This window comes from Nocardia thraciensis, assembly GCF_054782435.1.
In genome coordinates this window covers 1-22871 of sequence record NZ_BAAGSM010000036.1, presented here as the reverse complement: position 1 = coordinate 22871, position 22871 = coordinate 1, and the positions used below count along the sequence as shown (strand labels likewise).

The window sequence follows — 22871 nt, the reverse complement described above, 5'->3', positions numbered from 1 at the left end:
CGCTGGTGCACTGCCGCGCATGCCCGGACTCTCCCGGCGGCATCTGTTCGGATCGGCGATCACGCTGGCCGCCGGTTCGGCCACCATGTCACTGCTGCCGCCCTCGCTGCATCGCGCCATGGCCGCGCCCGTGCCGCCGGGCGGGATGGGGGCCATCGAGCACGTGATTCTGTTGATGCAGGAGAACCGCTCGTTCGATCACTACTTCGGGAGCCTGCGGGGCGTGCGGGGGTTCTCCGACGCCGCACCGCTGCGACTGCGGAACGGCGCCTCGGTCTTTCGGCAGCCGACCTCGACGCCGAACGAGGCGGTACTGCCGTTCTCGCTGCGGCAGGCGGCCGCGCAGGCGGGGCGGCCCGACACCGATATCCAGTACCTCGACAGCCTGAACCACGAGTGGAACGGCAGCACCGCGGCGTGGGCGCGGGGGTGGTGGGACGGCTGGATTCCGGCGAAGACCGCGGCGACCATGACCTATTACGAGCGCCGGGACCTGCCGCTGCACTACGAACTGGCCGACACGTTCACGCTGTGCGACGCCTACCACTGCTCGCTGTTCGGCGGGACCAATCCGAATCGCAACTACTTCTTCACCGGCACCACCGGATACGAGCCCGGGACCGACCGGCGCGCGGTCGACAACGACGCCTACGACGGCGCCCATCCCGGCTACGACTGGACCACCTATCCGGAACGGCTGGAGGCCGCGGACATCTCGTGGCAGATCTACCAGGAGTGGGACAACTTCACCGACAATCCGGTGGAGTACTTCGCGCCGTTCAAACGCATCGGGGCCAAGCTGCTGGCCGAGGTCGACGGCGGCTTTCCGACGACGGAGAAGTTCTACGAGGCGCTGCGGGAGAAGCCTCCCGAGGAACGGCAGCGCCTGTTGGCGCAGTTGAGCGCGGCGCGGGCGAAACTGAGCCCGGACGAGCTGAGTCTTTTCGACCGTGCGATGTACCGCAGTGAGCCGGATACGCTGCTGCGGCGGGTCGCCGCGGATATCGAGGCGCGGAGGCTGCCCAAGGTCAGCTGGCTGGTGCCGCCGGAGAGGTACAGCGAGCATCCCTCCGGGTCGACGCCGCTCGGGAGCGCCGGGCTGATCTACCAGCTGCTGGATATCGTCGCCTCCGACCCCGAAACCTGGTCCAAGACCGCTATTTTCATCAATTTCGACGAGAACGACGGGTACTTCGATCACGTGGCGTCGCCGGTGCCGCCGGAGCCGGGTGAGGACTGGTACGACGGCAAGGCGATCGGGCTGGGGCCGCGGGTGCCGATGACGGTGGTATCACCCTGGACCATTGGCGGTTTCGTCGATTCCGAAGTATTCGACCACACATCGGTGTTGCGCTTTCTGGAGCACTGGACGGGGGTGCGCGAGCCGAATATCAGCGAGTGGCGGCGGACCGTGTGCGGGGACATGCGCTCGGTGTTCGATTTCGCGAGCGCGGGCGAGCCACCGAGACTCGCTGAGCCCGCGCCGGTTTCACAGCCTGTCGGTCGTTGGAAGCCGTCGCCGCCGCAGCGGCAGGCGCTGCCGGAACAGGAGCCCGGCGCGCGGCCCGCACGCCCGCTCCCGTACCAACCGGCGGTTTCCGCCACGCTGTCCAAGTCGACGCTGGAGATCACGCTGACCAATTCCGGTGCGGCATCGGCTCATTTCGCCATCTACCCGTTCGGCGGGGAGGCCGCGACCCCGCGGCATCTCGACGTCTCGGACGAACAGACCGAGAAGTTCACCGTGGACGGTGTCTACGACCTGTCGATCCAGGGCCCGAACCGATTCTGGTTCGAGTTGCGCGGAACTGCCGGCGGGCGGGCGTCCCGCGTCGAAACCACCACGGCGCCAACGGGTTCCGATCTGAAACTGACCCTCACCAACCATGCCGACCGCTCGGTGGCACTGGTGGCCACTCCCCTCCGCTACAACGGCGCCCGCCAACGCATCGACCTCGTCGCCGGTGGCGCCCTGGTCCTCGACTGGCCCACCCGAAACGGTTGGTACGACATCGAACTCACCGCCCCGCGCGACCCCGACTTCCGCCGCCGAATCACGGGCCGAGTAGAGAACGGCCAGCCAGGCACCAGCGGCGACGGCCGGCACGCTCTTGGTAATCCCGGCGTGGCGCACGGATACGCGTTCCGGCGCGCTACCCCGCGTGGCGCTGGGCGTGGTTGAGGGGTTTATGGCCCTGACCAGCTGGCTCCAGGGCGACCTACCTATGTCCCGCGCCGAGCTGATCGACCACACCACCGATGTCTTCGTCCTGCTCGCCGACCGCCTGCGCTGAGCCGGTGTGCGGCTACAGCGTCAGGGCGGCGGCGTCGAGAGGTGGTTTGCCTTGGAGGACCACCCGGTAGGCGGCGCCGTAGGAGGACCAGGTGGCGGCGGCGGCGCGCATCGCCTCGGTGAACCAGGCCAGTTGGTTCGGCTGGTCGGCGAGCAACTGGTCCGAATCCCGGATCACCGCAACGTATCCCGGGGCCTCACCGACGAAATCGGACAGGTCGCGGAGGCATTCGTCGAAGGCGTCCTTGTTCTCACCGAAGTAGTACGGGAATTGGAAGGCGGCGGCGAACTCGTCGAAAACGCCTGCGGTGGTGCGCATCTTGGCACCCCGCAGTTCGCGGACCAGATAGCCCGCGGGCGCTTGATAGCGGACGCTGCTGAATTCGCCGTCGCCGACCGCCAACGCACCCAGCGCGGGGCCGGGTGCGGGTCGGGCCCGCTCCGCCGCCGGGTCACCCGAACTGCCGGACAGGAACTGCGACAACGTCATCGGCGTGCTCATCGGCGCCCTCACCGCATCCTCGTGAACGTCTTGTAGTGGTCACCGGTGTAGTAGGCCGAGCCGTCGCTGCCGGTGACTATGCGTTCGGCATCGCGGGTCTGGCCGCGCTTCTTCGGGTTCACGTCCCATTCCTTATAGGTGATCGATTTCCCGGAGGAGTCCGTTTTCGACAGTGTTCCATCGCGATTCATCCACTGGTCGCCGCCCTTGGTGCCGGGCGAACCGGCCGAGTCCGGCCAGCGACCGGCGTCGATCTCCTGCAGCGTCTGATAGGCCCGGTCGGGGACGCCCGGCGCGCGGCTGGTCACGGGCGCGGCGGATGCGTTGCCCGCCTTCGCAGTCGCCTTGGCCGTGGCGCTCGCGGTACCGGTCGTCGAGGCGCCGGAGCCGGAATCCGTACCGCCGCGCAGCGCGAGCACGCCCGCGACCACCACCGCCAGCACCAGCCCGGCCAGCACCAGCAGCGTGCGAATCCGCTTGTCGGACAGGTTCATCGGTACTGCACCGTCACCGGGGCGTGGTCCGACCAGCGCAGCGCGTACTCCGGGGCGCGTTCCACCACGGCCTGTTTGGCGCGCGCCGCGATCTCCCCGCGAGCCAGCTGGTAGTCGATGCGCCACCCCGCGTCGTTGTCGTAGGCGCGGCCGCGGTAGGACCACCAGCTGTACGGGCCGGGGACACCCGGATGCAGCGTGCGCACCACATCCACGTAACCGGCGGCAAGTATCTCGTCGATCCAGGCGCGCTCACCCGGCAGGAAGCCGGAGTTCTTCACGTTGCCCTTCCAGTTCTTGATGTCCAGCTCGGTGTGGCCGATATTCCAGTCGCCGCTGATCACGAAGTCACGGGTTCGCGACTTCAGATGCGCCCCCAGCTCGCCCAGGAAGCGGTACTTCTCGTCCTGCATCGGCGTGTCGGCCTCGCCCGTGTGCACATACACGCTCGCGACGGTCAGCTCGTCGAACTCGGCCTCGATATAGCGGCCGACCCCGTCGAACTCGGCGCTGCCGAACCCGATGCGCACCGCACGCGGCTCGCGCCGGGACAGGATCCCGACCCCCGCGCGGCCCTTCGTCCCCGGTTCGGCATGCGCCAGGTGCCATCCGGACTCGAGCGCGGGCGCCAGCGCCCTGCGGGTCTGCTCGTCGGTTGCCCGGGTCTCCTGGAGGCAGATGATGTCGGCCTCGGTGACCGCCAGCCACTCGAGCATCCCCTTGCCCGTCTTCCCGGTCGCGGCGCGCACGCCGTTCACGTTGATTGTCGAGATCGTGCAATAGGAGGAGTAATCGTCCGACTGGGCCGCGGAGAACAGTTCGTCTGAGTGCACGCCTCACGATATCTCGGGACCGCGGCGCGGGGGCGTTGCTGTGCCGTACCTGGCCCACGAGCCACACGGCCCATCGGTCGCGCGCGCCAGGGACACGGTCGACGCGGTGACGAACCCGGCGGCACCCGCGGTTCCTCGACGTCGCACCGCCCTGCGGTAGCGCCGCGGACCGTACAATTCAGGGCATAACACTCCCTGCGGACATCGAGGTCCAGGAAGGGGTGACGACGATGACGTCCGGCACCGCCCACTCCACCGTCCCGCTCATGCCGATGCCAGCCCTGCACACCGGATCCGGGGATCCGCTGTTGCTGCTGCACGGATTCATGCTCTCGCCACACTGCTGGGAACAGGTGGCGTTCCGGTTGTCCGGCACGTGTGAGGTGTTCGCTCCGGCGTTCACCGGGCACTGGGGCGGTCCGGAACTGCACGGCTGGTACCTCGACATCGACGTCCTGGCCGACCGCGTCGAGGCTCAGCTCGACGAATTGGGTTGGCGCACATGTCATATCGCGGGAAATTCGCTCGGCGCCTGGGTGGGTTTCGAGCTCGCCCGCCGGGGCCGGGCACGCACCCTGACCGCGATCGCACCGGCCGGTGGCTGGAATACGCCGTCGCTGCTGCAGTTTCGGGTAGGGCTGAAATTCCTGTCGCTGGTGCCGGTGGTCGAGATCGGCAAGCGACTGCCGCCGCCGATTCGATTGAGCGCTCCCGCAAGGCAATTGGTCTCGATGCTGTTGAGCAAGAACACCACAGCGGCGGCCCGGCGCGGCATCGAGGCGGCGATCACCTCGGCCCTGAACTGTTCCGCGATGCTGCCACTGCTGGCCGGTGGGCTGCGCATGCCCGCGCTGGAAGACCTGTCGACGCTGCCGACTCCGGTCCGCCTGCTGATGTCCGAATTCGACCGCGTGATCCCGACTCGCTCGTTCGCCAGGCGTTTTCTGCGCGAACTGCCCGAATCCGCCGACCGCATCATGGTGCACGGCGTCGGCCATGTCCCGATGCTGGAGGCGCCCGACCGCATCGCGACGCTCATTGCCGAACACATCTATGCCAGCCGCACGCATCTGCGTGCGGTCTGAGGGAGGTCGGCGGATCGGTCGAACCCCTCGGCGCCGATCCGCCGACCGACTCGGCAGTGCACCGGCCCTCAGGACCCCAGCAGGCCCTTGGCTATGTGAGTCACCTGGATCTCGTTGCTGCCCGCGTAGATCATCAGCGACTTGGCGTCGCGGGCGAGCTGTTCCACGCGGTATTCGGTCATGTAGCCGTTGCCGCCGAACAGCTGGATCGCCTCCATGGCGACGTCGGTCGCGGCCTCCGAGCAGTACAGCTTGATGGCCGACGCCTCCGCGAGCGTCGGCGGCTTACCGGCGCGGGCGCGCTCGATGGAGTTGAACACCATGTTCTGCACGTTGATTCGCGCCACCTCCATCTTGGCCAACTTGAGCTGCACGAGCTGGAAGCGGCCGATCTCCTGGCCCCAGAGCTTGCGGTTCTTGGCGTAATCGATACAGAGCCGGTGACATTCGTTGATGATGCCCAGCGCCATGAACCCCACGCCGATGCGCTCGGCGGTGAAACTCGAACGGGCGCTTTCGCGTCCGTCGCCGCCCTTGTGCTCCTCGGTCTCGCCCAGCAGCCGATCCCTGCCCAGCCGGACGTTGTCGAAGAACAGCTCGCCGGTCGGAGAGGCGTGCAGGCCCATCTTCCGGAAGGGCTTGCCCTGGGTGAAGCCCTCCATGCCCTTGTCGAGCACGAAGGTCAGCACCTTGCGCTCGCGTTTGTCGTCTTTACCCGAACCCGCCCCGGCGTGACCTGAACCTCCCCCGGCTCGACCCGAACCCGCCCCGGCATGCTCTTGGCCGGGGTCGAGCTTGGCGTAGACGATCACGGTGTCGGCGTAGGGGCCGTTGGTGATGAACGTCTTCTGACCGTTGAGGATGTAGTCCTCGCCGTCGCGCCGGACGTAGGTCTTCATGCCGCCGAAGGCGTCCGATCCGGAATCCGGCTCGGTGATCGCCCACGCCGCAACATTTTTCATGGTCACGATGTCCTTGAGCCACCGCTCCTGCTGCGCGAGCGTGCCGCGCGACATGATGGTGGCGGCCCCGAGACCGATGGATACGCCCATCGAACTGACCAGGCCCATGCAGACCCCGGAGAGTTCGCCGATCAGCACCGCCATCAGCGATTCCTGCCCGCCGAAGGGGCCGCCGCCCTCCCCATCGTTCCGGCGAGCGCCGGAATCCACCGACTCTTCCCGCTGGCGGCGCTTGGCCAGCAGCTCGTCGACCGCCTCCCCGCCCATCGCGTCGATCCCGAACTCCGCGAACAGCTTCCGCAGGATCGGATACGGCTGCATCTCGCCGCTCTCGAGCGCGTCGAGATGCGGGCGGACCTCCTTGGCGATGAAGCCGCGCACCGCGTCGCGAATCAGTTCATCGGTCTCGGACCATTCGAACATCGTTGTTCTCCAATAGGTTTCGGGCTACGGCAACCGGGCGGCGATATCGTCGATCAGCCAGGGGCCCTCGGTCTCGATGGTTTTGACATCGTGCCAGCCTGCCAACTCGGAGATGGCCTCGCCCTGCACCGCGAACACCTTGCCCGTGATCGGGCACTTGTCGCTGGCCAGATAGGCCACCAGCGGGGAGATATTGGCCGGGCTGAAGGCGTCGAACTCGCCCTCGGGCACCTCGGCGGCGAAGATGGCGCCCATGCCCGGGGTGGCCAGGGTCAGCCGGGTGCGTGCCATCGGCGCGATCGCGTTGACCCGGACGCCGTAGCGCTCCAGTTCGTCGGCGGCGACCAGGGTCAGCGCCGCGATACCCGCCTTGGCCGCACCGTAGTTGGCCTGGCCCGCGTTGGGCACCGTGACCCCGGAGGCGGAGGCGGTGTTGACGACCGCGGCGTTGGGCTGATTGCCCGCCTTGGACTGATCCTTCCAGTACGCGGCCGCGTGCCGCAGCAGGTTGAAGTGGCCCTTCAGGTGCACGGCGATGACCGCGTCCCACTGGGACTCCTCGAGGCCCGCGATGAATCCGTCGCGCAGGATGCCCGCGTTGTTGATCACGATGTCGAGCTTGCCGAACTCCGAAACGGCCTGATCCACAAGCTCTTTCGCGCCGTCCCAGGTGGCGATGTTCGCGGTGTTGGCGGCCGCCTTTCCACCCGCGGCGGTGATCTCGTTCACCACCTCCTGCGCCGGGCCGACGTCGGCGCCCTCACCCGCGTTGTCGCCGCCGAGGTCGTTGACGACCACCGCCGCGCCCTCGGCCGCGAACAGCAGCGCGTGCTCGCGCCCGATGCCGCGCCCGGCGCCGGTGATGACGGCGACCTTGCCCTCCAGTGCGCCCATGTGTGTTGTCTCCTATCCAACGAGTGTGCCGGTTGCCCGGACGTGTCGATTCCGGCCAAAAGCGTGCCGGAAAGACGGAAATGACCATGCCGTGCCGGAAGATGGAAGCGACGATGCCGTGCCGTAAGACGGAAGCGACGATGCCGTGCCGTAAGACGGAAGCGACGATGCCGTGCCGTAAGACGGAAGTGACGATCAGTCCGTGATTTCGGCGACACCGTCACTCAACACGACGTCGTCTCCCCGCATCGTCTCGAATGCGTATGTAGTTATCCCGTTGTCCGACTTCACCTTCCAGATCCTGGTCTGCAGATCGTCGCCCGGGAAGACCATCTTCGCGAAGCGCACCGCGAAGCGTTTCAGCCGGTTGACATCCGAACCTCCGACCTCGGTCAGCACCGCCCACGAGGCGAAAGCCATCGTGCACAGGCCGTGCGCGATGATGCCGGGCAGCCCGGCATCCTTGGCGACCTCCTCGTCCAGGTGCAGCGGCACCGGATCGCCGGAAGCCGGTGCGTAGCGGTAGGTCTGGTCGTCGTCGATGTGCTGCGGCACCATGGCGACCGGATCCCGCGACCGCAGGCTCTCGTCGAACTTGTGCCCGGGCGCCTGCTCCCCGACCGTCTTGCCCGCATCGATATTCCGGAAGAACGCCGTCAGGTACTGCTCGTTGACGAGTTCGCCTGCCTCGTCGCGGCTTTCGATGTGGATGGCGATGGTACTGCCATTGGCCCGGCCCGCGTAGCCGATCGCCCGGGCCCGCGACACCAGCATCTCACCGGGCCGGATCGGGCGATGGAAGTGGAAGTCCTGCTCGCCGTGCACCACCCGGCCGAAGATGTCCATCGGCGCCACATCGATGACCGGCACCATCATGGCGTCGAAGACCGGCACGATCGCGAAGATCGGCGAGGCCACGTCGCCGTCGCGGTGTGCCGCGATGGGATCGTTGGTGGCGGCGGCGTATTCGGCGATCCGCCCGCGCAGGACCTCGAATCGCTCCTCGTCACACCAGGTGTTCAGGCCGGAGTCGTCGAATTCGACGACCCGGCCCTCGGTACCCGTACTCACTTGGCCGCCAGCGCCTCGAGCTGCTCGAGGGACTTCTCGAGCTGCTTCATGCCGTCCTTCTCCACGGCCTTGCCGAGCGCGCCCTTGATGAGCGCCCCCTCGAAGTCGCCGTTCACGGCCAGCTCGCTGCCGCCGTCCGCCGCGCTGATGGTGAAGGTGAATTCCACCTTGACACCGGCCATTCCGGTCGCGGTCAGCGTCAGCTTGCTGGGCGCGTCAACGGCCGCCACGTTCCACTCGAACTTGTTGGCCATGCCGAGCATGACGACCTTGGCGACCAGCTTGTTGCCCACCTCCAGCGTCGCCGGGGGCTCCTCCATCCACCGCTCGTGGATGGAAAACCAGTCACCCCAGGTATTCGGATTCCCCACAACCGCCCACAGGGCGTCAGGAGCAGCAGACAACTTCTTGGTGTATTCGATGTGGCCCATGATGTTCTCTTTCCCCACGTCGTTCCGGCGACGCCGGAATCCAGTGGTGCGTTGTGTTCGAAAGTTGAGGCCGGCCCCGGCATTCGCCGGGATGACGAGTGCGGAACAGAACCGTGAGGACGACCGCGGAACAGAGCCGTCAGGACGACCGCGGAGCGCTTTTGGCCGGGGTCACCTATCCGCGCGCTGGTACGCCGTCACGATCGCCGCGCCGCCCAGCCCGATGTTGTGTTGCAGTGCCGCAGTCACATTCGGCACCTGGCGCTTGTCGGCCGTGCCGCGCAGCTGCCAAGTCAGCTCGCTGCATTGGGCCAAACCCGTGGCGCCCAAGGGATGTCCCTTGGAGATCAGGCCGCCGGAGGGGTTGACGACCCACTTGCCGCCGTAGGTGGTCTGGTCGGCGTCGAGCAGCTTTCCGGCCTCGCCCTCGCCGCACAGGCCCAGCGCCTCGTACAGCAGCAGTTCGTTGGCCGAGAAGCAGTCGTGCAGCTCGATGACCTGGAAATCCTCGGCGCCCAGACCGGCCTGGTCGTAAACCTGCCGTGCCGCTCGGACATTCATGTCGTAGCCGATGATGCCCTTGGCCGTGCCGTCGAAGGTCGAGGCGAAGTCGGTGGTCATGGCCTGTCCGACGATCTCCACCGCTTGGCCCGCCAGGTTGTGCTTGTTGACGAATGCCTCGGAGGCGAGGATCGCCGCGCCGGAGCCGTCGGAGGTCGGCGAGCACTGCAACTTGGTCAGCGGGTCGTAGATCATCCGCGCGTCCAGGATGTCCTGCATCGAATACGCGTCCTGGAACTGCGAATACGGGTTGTTGACCGAATGCCTGTGGTTCTTGTACCCGATCTTCGCGAAGTGCTCGGCGGTGGTGCCGTAGGCCTTCATGTGCTCACGACCGGCCGCGCCGAACATCCACGGCGCGGGCGGGAACAGCACCTCGGAGATCTCGGCCAGCGCCATCATGTGCTTGGCCATCGGCTGCTCGCGGTCGTCCCAGGTCGAGCCGAGCGATCCGGGCTGCATCTTCTCGAAGCCGAGCGCCAGCGTGCAGTCGGCCAGGCCGCCCCGAATCGCCTGTGCCGCAAGGTACAGCGCGGTGGAACCGGTCGAGCAGTTGTTGTTGACGTTGACGACCGGGATGCCGGTCATGCCCAACTCGTAGACGGCCCGCTGGCCCGAGGTGGACTCGCCGTACACGTAGCCGACGTAGGCCTGCTGCACCTGATCGTAGGAAATCCCCGCGTCCGCAAGCGCTTTCGTGCCCGACTCGCGCGCCATGTCCGGGTAGTCCCAGTCGCTGCCGTCCTCGTTCTTGCGCCGCCCCGGCTTCTCGAACTTCGTCATGCCGACGCCGACGACGTAGACCTTGTTCGCCATCGAACTCCTCACATCCGGCCACCCACCTCGATGGGCGGCATGCGCCGATCCAGCGGATCGAACCTGGAAACAAACATACAAGGCTGTATGTAACTAGGCAAGGGGCGTGCCGGAAACAGAGATGGAGAGCGTGGCGAGGGCGATAGGTCGGGGCGAGGTCAGGTGCTGGAGCGCAGGCCCGGCAGGGTGGATTCCGCGGCGAGGCGCAGGTGTGACGCGGCGCGCTTCCAACGTCGGTGCGCGCGGTCGGAATCGGGATCGATGAAGTTGGACACCAGAATTCCGCGCAGCGCGTCCATCGCGGTGTAGACGAAGTCGCGCGCGATCTTCCGGTCCACCTCGTCGGGAACCAACTGGGCCACCGCCGTCAGCACGGCGTTGTTGACGAACGGCTCGACCTTCGCCATCTCGGCAGCCAGTACCCGGTCGACGCGACCGGCCACCCACAGCTCCATCGCGGCGACGAACAGCGGACCCTGGTGCAGTTCCCAGAGGAATTCCAGGACGGCCGCGACCGGATCTCCCTCGGCGCGGAAGCGGCCGAGTTCCTGCATGGCGGCGTCGGTGCGGCGCTGGGCGAGATGACTGATCGCGGCCACGACGAGGTCGGTCTTGGAGCCGAAGTGGTGCACCTGCGCGCCGCGGGTGACGCCCGCGCGCTCGGCGACCCGCGGCGTCGTGGTGCCCGCGTAGCCGTATTCGACCAGGCAGTCGATCGTCGCGTCGAGCAGCCGGACGCGCATCTCGCTGCTGCGCTGCTCCTGCGTGCGACGCTGGGGTTTCGAGACTACGGGCCTGGCCATTCCTAGAATTCTACACTTACGTACAGATCTGCATGGAATCGACTCGGCATGCGGCTCCGGCCTTCCCGATACGCCCCGCTACCCATATTCCAGCACGCCGCCCTCTACGCATTCCCAGCACGCCACCCCCTTACATCCGGGCACGCCCGCCCCGCATTCCCGTCACCGCACTAGCCCCGCATCCCCGCCATCGCGCCCGCCCTGAATTCTCGTCACCGCACTCGCCCGCATTCCCGTCACCGCGCTCGCCCCGTATCCCCGCCACCGCGCCCTCCCGGCATTCCCGGCACCGCGCCCTCCTTGCATTTCCGGCGTGCTTTTGGCCGGGATCCACACCGCGATGGTGGTTCCGGCCAAAAACATGCCGGGGAATGCGGGCGGGTGGCCGGACTGCGAACGAAAGTGCCGAACAGGCGAACCGGAGTGCAATGACATTGCCACCGCCACAACCGGCTACATACCGTGTGAATTGTCGATCGAGCCAGGGGGACCGCATCGACTTCGGTTTCGAAAATGTTAACACAATTCCCACGGGGCGGTACGAGATGGCAACAAAAACATCGACGACGGGAAGAATCGATCCCGGTGCGTCGGACTACGACCGATGGAACCGGTTCTATGCCGACCATATGGCGGCGCTCGACGCGGGCGACGTCACGAACTGGTCGGCAGATTTCCTACCGGAGGCCACTTTTACCGCGAGCGGGATCGAGCATCCGTTGCGCGGAGCCGGGCAGATCGAGCAGGCGGCGGCCGCGGGGCATGCGGCGCGGACGAAGTCCGGCATCCGGCACCGGCATCTGGTATCGATGCTGCGTATCGAGCCGCGCACCCCGATCCTGACCCGGGCGACCAGCTACGTACTGGTCATCGAATCCCGGGTCGGCGGCGGGTCCGAGATCTACGCCAGCACGCTCTGCGAGGACCTGCTGGTTCGCCGCGGCGACCGCTGGCGGATCCGGTACCGCCGCGTCACCCGCGACGACAAGCCCTGGGAGCGCGCGTGACCGCCATCGACGTCGAGCAGTTCTACGCCGACCAGGTGCAGGCACTGGACCGGGGCGACCTCGCCGCCTACGCCGCGACATTCCTTCCCGATGCGGTCTTCCGCATCGCCGGTCGGCGCACATTGCTCGGGCGGGCCCAGATCGTCGACCACAGCCGCACACTTCGGGCAGAACGGTCGGCGCGCAATGCGGTGCAGCGTCACTACATGTCCAATTATTCGGTCGATTCGACGGCGGCGGGAGCGCTGGTGCGCGCCATTGTGCTCACCGTGGAATCCGCGCCGGGACAACCGGCCCGACCGACCGGAATTATTTCATGTGAGGACATTCTCACTCTCGATACCGGGGGCCGATATCTGGTCGAGCTGCGAACCGCGAAGCGCCTCGCATAGCCCGCACCGCCACCATTTACATCGCCGGATCCGAATACCGGCGCGGCTGATTCAGGAGTCCTGATGTCAAACGACCGCAGAGTCGTCGTCACGGGTATCGGTGTGGTTGCACCGGGTATGCCCGGACGGAAGAATTTTTGGAATCTCATCGCCAGTGGGCGCACCGCGACCCGGCGGATGACCCTCGTCGATCCCACGCCGTTCCGCTCGCAGGTCGCCGCCGAGGTCGACTTCGACCCGCTGATGTGCGGGCTGAGTCCCACCGAGACCGCGAGGATGGACCGGGTCGGGCAGTTCGCCCTGGTCGCCGCGCGCGAGGCGCTGGTGGACAGCGGCCTCGAGTTCGACCGCACCGATCCGACCGATACGGGGGTCGTGGTGGGCACGGCCGTGGGCTCGACGCCCGGCCTGGAATCGGAATACGTCCGGATGAGCGACCGGGGGCGGCTGTGGGAGGTGGCCGAGAGCGAGGCGTCGCCGAACTACTACTCCTATTACATCCCCAGCTCCATCGCCGCCGAGCTGGCGATGGAAGTCGGTGCGCAGGGCCCGGTTTCGGTGGTGTCCAGCGGCTGCACCTCGGGGCTGGATTCGGTCGCGCACGCGGTCGAACTGGTCCGGGAGGGCACGATCGAGCGGGCGGTGTGCGGCGCCTCGGACGCGCCGATCTCCCCGATCACCATCGCGTGCTTCGACGCGATCAAGGCCACCACGCCCCGGCTGGAGCATCCCGAGCGCGCGTCGCGGCCGTTCGACCTGTCCCGCAACGGTTTCGTGCTCGGCGAGGGCGCGGCCATGTTCGTCATCGAGGAACTGTCGGCCGCGATGCGCCGCGGGGTGCCGATCTACGGCGAGATCAGCGGATTCGCCGGGCGGTGCAACGCGTACCACATGACCGGGCTGCGCCCGGACGGCGCGGAGATGGCCGCCGCCATCACCTCCGCGCTGCGGCAGGCCCGGATCGCGCCGACGGAGATCGGCTACATCAACGCGCACGGGTCCGGCACCAAACAGAACGACCGGCACGAGACCGCCGCGTTCAAGCGCGCGCTGGGCGACCACGCGTACCGGACGCCGATCAGTTCGATCAAGTCGATGGTCGGACATTCGCTGGGCGCCATCGGCTCCATCGAGATCGCCGCCTGCCTGCTCGCCCTCACCAGCGACTTGCTGCCCCCGACCGCCAACTGGACCGAGCGGGATCCGGAATGCGACCTGGACTACATCCCGGGCGAGGCGCGACCGGCGGCGCTGGATCACGCCCTGACCGTCGGCAGCGGTTTCGGCGGATTCCAGAGCGCGATGATCATCTCCCGGGTGGGTGCGCGATGAGCGCCGTCATCACGGGGCTGGGCGTGATCTCGCCGTTCGGGCTCGGCGCCGACGCCCACTGGTCGGCGACGCTCGAGGCCGCCAACGCCATCGCGCCGATCACCCGGTTCGACGGCGGTCACTACGCGACGGGCGTCGCGGGCGAGTTGACCGAGTTCGATCCGCGGGCGCACCTGCCCGCCCGGCTGCTGCCACAGACCGATCGGGTCACCCAGTTCGCACTGGTCGCGGCGCAGGAGGCGCTCGACGACGCACACCTGTCCCCGGACGATCTCGCCGGATACTCGGCGGCGGTGGTCACGGCCAACAACGGCGGCGGCTTCGAATTCGCGCAGAAGGAGATGCAGGCGCTCTGGGCGCAGGGGCCCGACCACGTCAGCGCCTATCAGTCCTTCGCCTGGTTCTACGCGGTCAACTCCGGGCAGATCTCCATCCGGCACGGGATGAAGGGATCGGGGCGGGCGCTGGTCGCCGACGATGCGGGCGGCATGGAGACGATCGGACAGGCTCGACGGCAATTACGTTCCGCCACAGCGGATCCCGGCGTAGACGGCTGCCGGGTGGTACTGGCCGGGGCGGTGGACACGAATGCCTGCCCGTGGGGCTGGGCGGCGTATACCAGCGCCGGTCTGATGACCACCGGAGCCGACCCGGACACGGCGTACCGGCCGTTCTCCCCCGGCGCCTCCGGATTCGTCTCCGGCGAGGGCGGCGCGCTGGTGACCGTGCAGCCGGACCTAGCGCCCGACGGGTCCCGGCCGCAGCGCTCGTACGCCGAAATCGCCGGGTTCGCCTCGACTTTCGACGGCCGGGGCGCATCGGGAGCGGGCCTCGAACGGGCGATCCGCAGGGCGCTGGCGGATGCCGAGGCGGGTCCGGACGAGGTCGACGTGATCTTCGCCGACGGATTCGGCACCGCGGACATGGACGAGCAGGAGGTGCGGGCGATCACCGCCGTCTTCGGCGCGGGCGCCGTGCCCGTCACCGTGCCCAAGGCCGGAATCGGCCGGGTCGGTTGCGGTTCCGGCGCCCTGGACATCGCCACCGCGTGCCTGGCGTTGCGGGCCGGTGTCATCCCGCCCACTCGCGTCTACCCGCGCTCGCTGCGCGCCCGGGACCTGGATATCCCGGACCGACCCGTTCCCGCGGACCTCGGCGCCGCGCTGGTACTCAGCCGCGGACGCGGCGGCTTCAATTCGGCGACCTTGCTGCGCAGGCCGAGCAGCGCTGTCGCGGTAGCGAACTCGGCCACGAAGAGGTGAATCACATGAAGGACGAAACGATGCACAGAGAGATTCTCGCCACGGTGCTGCGGCAGGTGGCCGGTGACGACGCCGCCATCGAGGTGGCCACGCTCGACCAAGCGGGTGACGAAACCCCGTTCGAGGATATGGGTTTCGACTCCATCGCGCTGCTGGAGGTGCTCAACCGGCTCAAGCGCGAGCACGGCATCGCGCTCGATGACGATGTGCTCGAGCAGGCCAAGTCCCCGGCCCAGTTGGTCGCGGCGATCGACGAGGAGCGCCGAAATGCCGCCTGACACAAATAGAAAGGGCAGGGTCGCGCTCATCTCCGGCGGCACCAGCGGCATCGGGCTGGCCACCGCCACCCGGCTCGGCACGGCCGGTTACCGGGTGTTCATCTGCGGGCGCAATGCCGACCGGCTCGCCGCCACCCTCGAGGATCTGCGCACTCTCGACATCACCGCCGACGGCGTCGGTTGCGATGTGCGGGAGGAGACCTCGATCGAGGCGTTCATCGCCGCCGGGGTCGAACGGTTCGGCCCGGTCGACACCCTGGTCAACAATGCCGGAATCCCCGGCGGCGGAGTGACCAGCGAGCTGTCGAGCGAGCTGTGGGACACCGTGATCGGCACCAACCTGCGCAGCGTCTTCCTGATGTCGAAGTACGTGCTGACCACGGGGCGGATGCAGACGCTGCCCGCCGGGCAGATCATCAACATCGCCTCCACCGGCGGCAAGCAGGGCGTGGTGCTGGGTGCGCCGTACACGGCGTCGAAGCACGGCGTGGTCGGGTTCACCAAATCGCTCGGGCTGGAGCTGGCCGGCACGGGAATCACGGTGAACGCAGTCTGCCCAGGATACGTCGAAACGCCTATGGCACAGCATGTCCGGAGCAACTACTCGAAGATCTGGGATATCGAGGAGTCGGCGGTGCTGACCAAATTCGAGGCCAAGATCCCGCTGGGCCGCTACACCACCCCCGACGAGGTGGCCGGGCTCGTCGAATACCTCACCACCCCCGCCGCGGCCGCGATCACCGCGCAGGCGATCAACGTCTGCGGCGGCCTGGGCAACTACTGACGGCACCTACCCGATCGAGGACAATGCCATGGACACAACACATTCCATCGAAATCGATGCCGACTCCGGCACGGTCTACGACCTGCTGTCCCGGGCCGAGTACTGGCCGGAGCTGTTCACCCCCACACTGCGAGTCGAATATCTACACCGCGCACCGGATTCGGAGATGCTCCGCATCTGGGCCCGGGCGGGCGAGGACGTCAAGTCGTGGACCTCGGTGCGGGAACTGGATCCGGCGGCGGGCCGTATCACCTTCCGGCAGACCGCACCGGCCGCGCCGATCGCGGCCATGGCGGGCGCCTGGACCATCGAGCCCGTCGCCGACGACAGAACGAAACTGCATCTCGCGCATTCGTTTTCCGCCGCGGGAGGCGAGGCGTCGGTGCTGGAGTGGATCGAGCGGGTCACCGACGAGAACAGCCGCACCGAATTGGCGGGGCTGAAGGCGCTGGCCGAACGGCACAGCGAGACCGCCGAGGTGCGGACGTTCTCCGACTCGATCCGCATCGCCGCCGATCCGAAGGCCGTGCACGAATTCATCTGGGACGCCGAGCGATGGACCGAGGTGCTCCCGCACGTCAAGGCGATCGACGTGCGCGAGTACGGACCGGGCGTGCACGCGCTGACCATGACCACCCGATCCAGCGTCGGCGAGCACGACACCATGTCGATCCGGATCACCGACGGGCACAGCCGGATCGAGTACAAGCAGCTGAACCTGCCGCCTCTGCTGGATCTGCATCTGGGTAGCTGGACGATCGACGCCTCCGGCGCCGATACGGTCCTGACCTCGTCGCACACCATCCGGCTGCGGCCCGAGCACGCCGCCGCCGACCTGTCGGGCCCGAACCTGGACAAGGCTCGAGACGCGTTGAGCACCAACAGCATGTCGACGATGCGCATCGCCAAACAGCGATTGGAGAGCGGGCACTCGTGACCGGACTCGCCACGGCCGGACTGCCCGCCGCCCCCACCACAGTGGAACTCGCCACCGGCGTATTCGCCTACCTGCAGGAGCATTCGGGCTGGTGCGTCAACAACTGCGGGGTGATCGCGGGCGCGCACGGCACGACCGTCATCGACACCTGCGCCACCGAGGCCCGCACGCGGGCGCAGCTGGCGGCCGTCGACGCCCTGGATGTCGCGCCGATCACCGAGCTGGTGAACACGCACTTCCACGGCGACCACGTCTTCGGCAACTGCTTCTTCCCGGCACGCACGCGCATCGTGGCGCAGCAGCTGACCCGGGACGAGATCGCCGAGAACGGCACGGCACTGACCGGACTCTGGCCGGAGGTCGACTGGGGTGCGGTCGCGGTGCGGCTGCCGGACATCACCTTCGACAGGCGGCTCACACTGCACGACGGGGACCGCGCCATCGAGCTGATCCATCTCGGCCCCGCGCACACCCGCGGCGACACCGTGGTGTGGCTGCCGCGGGAGCGGGTGCTGTTCAGCGGGGACCTGCTGATGTCCGGGGGCACACCGTTCTTCCTGATGGGCTCGCTGGACGGGATGCGGCGGGCGGTGGCGTCGATGCGCGAGCTGCGGCCGCGGGTGATCGTGCCGGGGCACGGCCCGATCGCCGGGCCCGAGTTACTCTCGGCGACCACCCGGTACCTGGACTGGGTGGGTTCCATCGCGGCGGTCGGGTATCGGGCGGGTCAGCGCCCGCTCGACGTCGCGCGTCACGCCGATCCGGGCGCCGAGTTCGCCGGGTGGTGCGATCCGGAACGCCTGGTCGGCAACGTGCACCGCGCCTATGCCGAACTGCGCGGCGGCGCGCTCGGCGAACCCCTGGACGTGGTGTCCGTTTTCGGCGAGATGGTCACCCTCAACGGCGGCGTCCTGCCGCACTGCGCCGCTTGATACGGAGACGAAAGATGCACAGCGACAGCATAATCGAGCCAGCCGGGACGATACGCCACCCGGCCCCGGGCAGGTCCTGGGCCAGCGGCGAACCGGCCCCGGACACGGCGCCCGGCACCGTCGACCAGTTGCTCACCGAGGCCGCGCGCAACCATGGCCAGTGCGCGGCGGTACAGACCGAAGCGGCCGTGCTCACCTTCGCCGCGCTCGACGACCTGGCCGACGCGGTAGCACGGACGCTCCGGGACAGGGTGGGGTCGCGCCGGGTGATCGGCATCGTCGCCGATCTGGACCCGGCCTTCCCCGCCTTCTACTACGGCGGCATTCGCAGCGACAACGTTGTCGCACCGATCAATCCGCTGCTTCCCGCACCGGCGCTCGCGCATGTGCTGGAGCTGTCGGCGCCCGCCGCGATACTGGTCTCCGACCGGGGATTCGAACAGTTCCTGGCCAAGGCGCTCGGCGACGAGCGGCTCAAACCCGTACTGCACGAACCGATCCGGATCGATTCGGGCTGGCTGGTACGCACCGCTTTCGGGCGCGGGTCCGGGCTGCCCGACGACGCCGCCGCGCTCATGTTCACCAGCGGTTCCACCGGCCCGGCGAAGGCAGTCTGCTACAGCCACGCGAATATTCGAGCCAACGCCGAACAGCTCGCCGCCGCACACGATCTCGCCGACAGCGGCGGACTCGCGCACAGTCGGCCCATCTACTACCCGATGCATATGAACGCGGCGATCCGGGTAGGTACACGGCAGATTCTCGCGGGGTACCGGAACGTGTGGAAATCCGTGGTCGTCGCGGATCAGCTGCGCGCCACGCACCTGTATTCGCTGCCGGTGCGGCTCGAGCAGTTGGCGGCCGACCCGCGCTTCGGCGACACCGCGCTCCGGCACCTCACCATGATCGGCTCCGGCAGCACCTCACTGTCGGCACGGGCGAACGCGCGCATCCGATCGACCCTGGGACTGCCCTGCTGGCAGGGGTACGGGCTGACCGAGACCACCTCGCTGATCAGCACCGAGCGGGCCGGGGCGGAGCGCATCGGATCGGTCGGCGTCGCCGTCGGCGGGATCTCGGTGCGGATCGCGCCGCTGAACAGCGCGGCGCCCGACCCGGTGCCGACCGGAACGCCGGGACAGATCTGGGCCCGCGGGCCCTCGATCATGCTCGGGTACTACGACGGCACCGCGATCCACGGCGGCCCCGGAACCTGGTTCCCGACCGGCGATTACGGCAGCCTCGATGCCGACGGGCTGCTGACTGTCACCGACCGGATCCGGGACCTGGTCCACCGCGACGGTGAGGTGGTCTCGCCCTCGGCGGTGCGGCGCGCGCTGGAATCGCATCCGGGTGTCGAAGAATGCGAGGTGGTGGGGATCCGCGACGGCGGCGCGGTGCGGCTGGCCGGTTTCGTCAATGCCGCGGACGGCGCCACCGGCCTGCTCGACGAGCTACGCGACGCCTATTCCGAAGCAGCACAATTGAACTCGATCGAACTGGTGGAACGGCTGCCACGCCTGCCCAACGGCAAGGTCGACCGATCCGCACTGTCCGACATCGCACGAGCCGACATCGCAGGAGGAGCAGCGCAATGAACCAGACCCGGATCGACACCCCCATCGGCGCCGTCGAGGCCGAACTCGTCCGCCCCGACGGTCCCGGCCCCTGGCCGGGCGTCGTCGTGGTGCACGACGTCATGGGCCTCAACGACGACGTCCGCACTATCACCCGCACCATCGCGGAGGCCGGATACCTGGTCGTCGCGCCCCGGCTGTTCGACGGCAGCGGGCCGCGCTGCCTGGTCGGGATGTTCCGCGACTTCAACCGCGGCCAGGGCACCACATTCGACCGTATCACCGCGGCGCGGGAGTTCCTGAAGGGGCAGCCCGACTGCACCGGCCGCATCGGCGTGGTCGGCTTCTGCATCGGCGGCGGCTTCGCCCTCGCCACCGCGACCGACGGATTCGATGCCTCCGCGCCGTTCTACGGCAATCTGCCCAAGGATATGAACGAGGCGCTGCGCGGCAGCTGCCCCGTGGTCGGCAGCTACGGCCGACGGGACCCGTCGCTCATGGGCGCCGGAGAGAAACTGTCGAAGGCGTTGTCCCACAATGATGTTCCCCACGATGTGAAGACCTATCCCGGCGTCGGGCACGGCTTCGCCAACCACTGGAACGCCGGTCCGATGACGCCGCTGCTGCGGGTCACCGGCTTCGGCTTCCAGCAGCAGGCGGCCGACGATGCGTGGCGGCGGGTGTTCGAGTTCTTCGATACCTACCTGAAAAGCTGAGAGAAGGAGACGCCGTGTACCCAGCCATCGCCGAACTGACCGACCTGCAGCGGTCGGTGCGGAGCAACACCACCGCGGCCACCGCGCGCCAGCACGACCAGGGCAAGTCGACCGCGCGTGAGCGCATCGAAATGCTGCTGGACAAGGGATCTTTCACCGAGGTCGAGTCGCTGCGGCGCGGCCTCGGGTCCGGATTCGGGATGGCCGGGCGCCGACCGCACACCGACGGCGTGGTGACCGGATGGGGCACGGTCTTCGGCCGCACCGTATTCGTCTACGCCCAGGATTTCCGCATTCTCGGTGGGGCGCTCGGCGAGGCGCACGCCGAAAAGATCCACAAGGTCATGGATCTGGCGGCATCCACCGGCGCGCCGCTGGTCGCGCTCAACGACAGCGCGGGCGCCCGAATTCAGGAGGGCGTGACGGCGCTGGCCGGATTCGGCGGGATCTTCCGCCGGAATGCCCGGTCCTCCGGGGTGATTCCGCAGATCAGCGTGATGCTCGGGCCGTGCGCGGGCGGTGCGGCCTACAGCCCCGCGCTGACCGACTTCGTGTTCATGGTGCGCGGCATCGCCCAGATGTTCCTCACCGGGCCCGATGTGGTCGCGACGGTCACCGGTGAACGGGTCACGATGGAGCAGTTAGGTGGGGCCGACGTGCACGCACAGCGTTCAGGGGTGGCGCATTTCGCCTACGACGACGAGGAGACCTGTCTGCACGATGTGCGGCTGCTGCTGTCCATGCTGCCCGCTAACAATCACGAACAACCGCCCGTCGCACCGTGTTCGGATCCCGCCGACCGGCGCAGCGATGCGCTGTACGACCTGGTTCCGGCCGACGGCAACCGGCCCTACGATATGCGCGCGGTGATCGAGGAGATCGTCGACGACGGCGTCTTCTTCGAGGTGCAGGAGCAGTGGGCGGCCAATGTGGTCTGCGTACTCGCGCGGCTCGACGGGCATGTGGTGGGAATCGTTGCCAGCCAGCCGAGTTCGCTGGCCGGTGCGCTCGATATCGCGGCGGCGGAGAAGGCGGCGCGTTTCGTCCAGACGTGCGACTGCTTCAATATCGCGATCGTGACACTGGTCGACGTGCCCGGATTCCTGCCGGGTGTCGGACAGGAGCACGGCGGCATCATCCGGCACGGCGCCAAATTGCTGTCCGCGTACTGCAATGCGACGGTGCCGCGGGTATCGGTGGTGCTGCGCAAGGCATTCGGCGGGGCCTACATCGTGATGGACTCCCGGTCGATCGGCGCGGATCTGGCGCTCGCCTGGCCCACCAACGAGATCGCCGTCATGGGCGCGGAGGGCGCGGTCGAGGTCGTGTGCCGCCGCGAACTCGCGGGCTCCGACGATCCGGATGCGCTGCGGGAGGAGCGGATTCGTGAGTACCGGTCGGAACTGATTCATCCCTACTACGCGGCCGAGCGCGGCCTGGTGGACGAGGTGATCGATCCGGCCCAGACCCGGCCGGTGCTGGTCCGCGGACTGGCGATGCTGCGCTCGAAACATGCCGATCTGCCGTGGCGCAAACACGGCAATCCCCCGCTGTGATCGTCGGAGAACGGAGAAACTGTATGAACGACAACGAAATCGGGATCCGCGTCGAGAAGGGCGATCCCGACGATGTGGAGATCGCCGCGCTCGTCACGGCACTGCTGGTGGCGACCGCGGAGCCGGTGGAGCCGAATATGCCTCCTGCGCCCGCGGTGTGGTTGCGGCCCCGGCGACGCGCCGTCTTCGTCACTGCGAACAGCTGGTGCCGAGCGGCCTGACCGCCGCCGATCAGGGAGGGGACGACCGTGCGAAAAGTATTGATTGCTAATCGGGGCGAGATTGCGGTGCGTGTGATCCGGGCCGCTAGGGATGCCGGTATCGCGAGTGTTGCGGTGTATGCGGAGCCGGATGCGGATGCGCCGTTCGTGGGGATTGCTGATGAGGCGTTCGCGCTTGGTGGTCGGACGTCGGGGGAGTCGTATCTGGTGTTCGACAAGATTTTGGATGCGGCGCGTAAGTCGGGTGCGGATGCGGTTCATCCGGGGTATGGGTTTCTGTCGGAGAATGCGGATTTCGCGCAGGCTGTGTTGGATGCGGGGTTGGTGTGGATCGGGCCGTCGCCGGAGTCGATTCGGGATTTGGGGGATAAGGTGACCGCGCGGCGTATCGCGGAGCGGGCTCGGGCGCCGATGGCGGCGGGGACCAAGGATCCGGTGCGGGATGCGACCGAGGTCGTGGACTTCGCGAAGAAGTACGGCGTGCCGGTGGCGATCAAGGCGGCGTTCGGTGGTGGTGGGCGCGGGATGAAGGTCGCGCACACTATCGAGGAGATTCCGGAGTTGTTCGAGTCCGCGACCCGGGAGGCCACTGCCGCGTTCGGGCGTGGTGAGTGCTTCGTGGAGCAGTATCTGGACAAGGCGCGGCATGTCGAGGCGCAGGTGCTGGCCGATCAGCACGGCAATGTGATTGTGGCGGGGACTCGTGACT

Annotated in this window: 24 protein-coding genes; 15 read left to right on the top strand and 9 right to left on the bottom strand. The window is 67.8% G+C overall.

Features of this window, described 5'->3' with window-relative positions; genetic code table 11:
• Nucleotides 1-19 precede the first annotated feature (19 nt).
• A complete protein-coding gene (locus tag ACYVLQ_RS24055) occupies nucleotides 20-2182 on the top strand; it encodes a phosphocholine-specific phospholipase C (protein ID WP_460699783.1) in 2163 nt (720 codons plus the stop codon).
• Between the two features lie 124 nt (nucleotides 2183-2306).
• Here the strand turns inward: ACYVLQ_RS24055 and ACYVLQ_RS24050 are convergent, their stop codons facing one another.
• From ACYVLQ_RS24050 to ACYVLQ_RS24040, 3 genes are read right to left on the bottom strand one after another with little or no spacing between them, the layout of a single operon-like run.
• Nucleotides 2307-2783, bottom strand: coding sequence for a barstar family protein (locus ACYVLQ_RS24050; protein ID WP_460699782.1), 477 nt, complete (start codon nucleotides 2781-2783; stop codon nucleotides 2307-2309).
• A gap of 20 nt (nucleotides 2784-2803) precedes the next feature.
• A complete protein-coding gene (locus ACYVLQ_RS24045; RefSeq protein WP_460699781.1) occupies nucleotides 2804-3289 on the bottom strand; it encodes a guanyl-specific ribonuclease in 486 nt (161 codons plus the stop codon).
• A complete protein-coding gene (locus ACYVLQ_RS24040) occupies nucleotides 3286-4122 on the bottom strand; it encodes an exodeoxyribonuclease III (protein WP_460699780.1) in 837 nt (278 codons plus the stop codon). The genes ACYVLQ_RS24045 and ACYVLQ_RS24040 overlap by 4 nt, the downstream gene beginning before the upstream one ends.
• Nucleotides 4123-4352: 230 nt before the next feature.
• Between ACYVLQ_RS24040 and ACYVLQ_RS24035 the strand changes: the two genes are divergently transcribed.
• A complete protein-coding gene (locus ACYVLQ_RS24035) occupies nucleotides 4353-5207 on the top strand; it encodes an alpha/beta fold hydrolase (RefSeq protein ID WP_460699779.1) in 855 nt (284 codons plus the stop codon).
• 68 nt (nucleotides 5208-5275) lie between these two features.
• On the opposite strand, the gene ACYVLQ_RS24030 is transcribed toward ACYVLQ_RS24035, so the two are convergent.
• The 6 genes from ACYVLQ_RS24030 to ACYVLQ_RS24005 form a co-directional block, all read right to left on the bottom strand.
• Entirely contained in the window at nucleotides 5276-6592 is a 1317-nt protein-coding gene (locus ACYVLQ_RS24030) for an acyl-CoA dehydrogenase family protein (RefSeq protein WP_460699778.1), read from the bottom strand.
• Nucleotides 6593-6616: 24 nt separating this feature from the next.
• Nucleotides 6617-7486 carry an SDR family oxidoreductase gene (locus tag ACYVLQ_RS24025; RefSeq protein WP_460699777.1) on the bottom strand — a complete coding sequence of 290 codons (870 nt, stop codon included), beginning with the start codon at nucleotides 7484-7486 and terminating at the stop codon, nucleotides 6617-6619.
• 195 nt (nucleotides 7487-7681) lie between these two features.
• Nucleotides 7682-8557: a MaoC/PaaZ C-terminal domain-containing protein gene (locus tag ACYVLQ_RS24020; RefSeq protein WP_460699776.1), complete on the bottom strand. Its 876-nt coding sequence runs from the start codon at nucleotides 8555-8557 to the stop codon at nucleotides 7682-7684.
• Complete coding sequence (locus ACYVLQ_RS24015; protein WP_460699775.1) at nucleotides 8554-8988, bottom strand: type II toxin-antitoxin system Rv0910 family toxin; 435 nt, start codon at nucleotides 8986-8988, stop codon at nucleotides 8554-8556. Before ACYVLQ_RS24015 ends, ACYVLQ_RS24020 begins: the two co-directional genes overlap by 4 nt.
• Nucleotides 8989-9159: 171 nt before the next feature.
• Complete coding sequence (locus ACYVLQ_RS24010) at nucleotides 9160-10365, bottom strand: lipid-transfer protein (protein WP_460699774.1); 1206 nt, start codon at nucleotides 10363-10365, stop codon at nucleotides 9160-9162.
• Between the two features lie 158 nt (nucleotides 10366-10523).
• The gene (locus ACYVLQ_RS24005) at nucleotides 10524-11168 is read right to left on the bottom strand and encodes a TetR/AcrR family transcriptional regulator (RefSeq protein WP_460699773.1); all 645 of its coding nucleotides are present in this window, start codon (nucleotides 11166-11168) and stop codon (nucleotides 10524-10526) included.
• A 545-nt stretch (nucleotides 11169-11713) separates the two neighbouring features.
• Between ACYVLQ_RS24005 and ACYVLQ_RS24000 the strand changes: the two genes are divergently transcribed.
• From ACYVLQ_RS24000 to ACYVLQ_RS23940, 13 genes are all read left to right on the top strand, one after another.
• Entirely contained in the window at nucleotides 11714-12175 is a 462-nt protein-coding gene (locus tag ACYVLQ_RS24000; protein WP_460699772.1) for a nuclear transport factor 2 family protein, read from the top strand.
• Complete coding sequence (locus ACYVLQ_RS23995) at nucleotides 12172-12567, top strand: nuclear transport factor 2 family protein (RefSeq protein ID WP_460699771.1); 396 nt, start codon at nucleotides 12172-12174, stop codon at nucleotides 12565-12567. The genes ACYVLQ_RS24000 and ACYVLQ_RS23995 overlap by 4 nt, the downstream gene beginning before the upstream one ends.
• A 63-nt stretch (nucleotides 12568-12630) precedes the next feature.
• Complete coding sequence (locus tag ACYVLQ_RS23990; protein WP_460699770.1) at nucleotides 12631-13899, top strand: beta-ketoacyl-[acyl-carrier-protein] synthase family protein; 1269 nt, start codon at nucleotides 12631-12633, stop codon at nucleotides 13897-13899.
• On the top strand, nucleotides 13896-15161 hold the full coding sequence (locus ACYVLQ_RS23985; RefSeq protein ID WP_460699769.1) for a beta-ketoacyl synthase N-terminal-like domain-containing protein: 1266 nt from the start codon (nucleotides 13896-13898) through the stop codon (nucleotides 15159-15161). Before ACYVLQ_RS23990 ends, ACYVLQ_RS23985 begins: the two co-directional genes overlap by 4 nt.
• A gap of 5 nt (nucleotides 15162-15166) precedes the next feature.
• Nucleotides 15167-15439: an acyl carrier protein gene (locus ACYVLQ_RS23980; protein WP_460699768.1), complete on the top strand. Its 273-nt coding sequence runs from the start codon at nucleotides 15167-15169 to the stop codon at nucleotides 15437-15439.
• Entirely contained in the window at nucleotides 15429-16223 is a 795-nt protein-coding gene (locus tag ACYVLQ_RS23975) for an SDR family NAD(P)-dependent oxidoreductase (RefSeq protein WP_460699767.1), read from the top strand. Before ACYVLQ_RS23980 ends, ACYVLQ_RS23975 begins: the two co-directional genes overlap by 11 nt.
• Before the next feature lie 28 nt (nucleotides 16224-16251).
• Complete coding sequence (locus ACYVLQ_RS23970) at nucleotides 16252-17160, top strand: aromatase/cyclase (protein WP_460699766.1); 909 nt, start codon at nucleotides 16252-16254, stop codon at nucleotides 17158-17160.
• On the top strand, nucleotides 17157-18092 hold the full coding sequence (locus ACYVLQ_RS23965; protein ID WP_460699765.1) for an MBL fold metallo-hydrolase: 936 nt from the start codon (nucleotides 17157-17159) through the stop codon (nucleotides 18090-18092). Before ACYVLQ_RS23970 ends, ACYVLQ_RS23965 begins: the two co-directional genes overlap by 4 nt.
• Before the next feature lie 14 nt (nucleotides 18093-18106).
• Nucleotides 18107-19690: a class I adenylate-forming enzyme family protein gene (locus tag ACYVLQ_RS23960; RefSeq protein ID WP_460699764.1), complete on the top strand. Its 1584-nt coding sequence runs from the start codon at nucleotides 18107-18109 to the stop codon at nucleotides 19688-19690.
• Complete coding sequence (locus ACYVLQ_RS23955) at nucleotides 19687-20385, top strand: dienelactone hydrolase family protein (protein WP_460699763.1); 699 nt, start codon at nucleotides 19687-19689, stop codon at nucleotides 20383-20385. The genes ACYVLQ_RS23960 and ACYVLQ_RS23955 overlap by 4 nt, the downstream gene beginning before the upstream one ends.
• A gap of 14 nt (nucleotides 20386-20399) precedes the next feature.
• The gene (locus ACYVLQ_RS23950) at nucleotides 20400-21941 is read left to right on the top strand and encodes an acyl-CoA carboxylase subunit beta (RefSeq protein WP_460699762.1); all 1542 of its coding nucleotides are present in this window, start codon (nucleotides 20400-20402) and stop codon (nucleotides 21939-21941) included.
• Between the two features lie 23 nt (nucleotides 21942-21964).
• Nucleotides 21965-22162, top strand: coding sequence for an acyl-CoA carboxylase subunit epsilon (locus ACYVLQ_RS23945; RefSeq protein WP_460699761.1), 198 nt, complete (start codon nucleotides 21965-21967; stop codon nucleotides 22160-22162).
• 9 nt (nucleotides 22163-22171) lie between these two features.
• Nucleotides 22172-22871: biotin carboxylase N-terminal domain-containing protein (locus tag ACYVLQ_RS23940; protein ID WP_460699792.1), on the top strand; the 700-nt coding region annotated here is incomplete at its 3' end.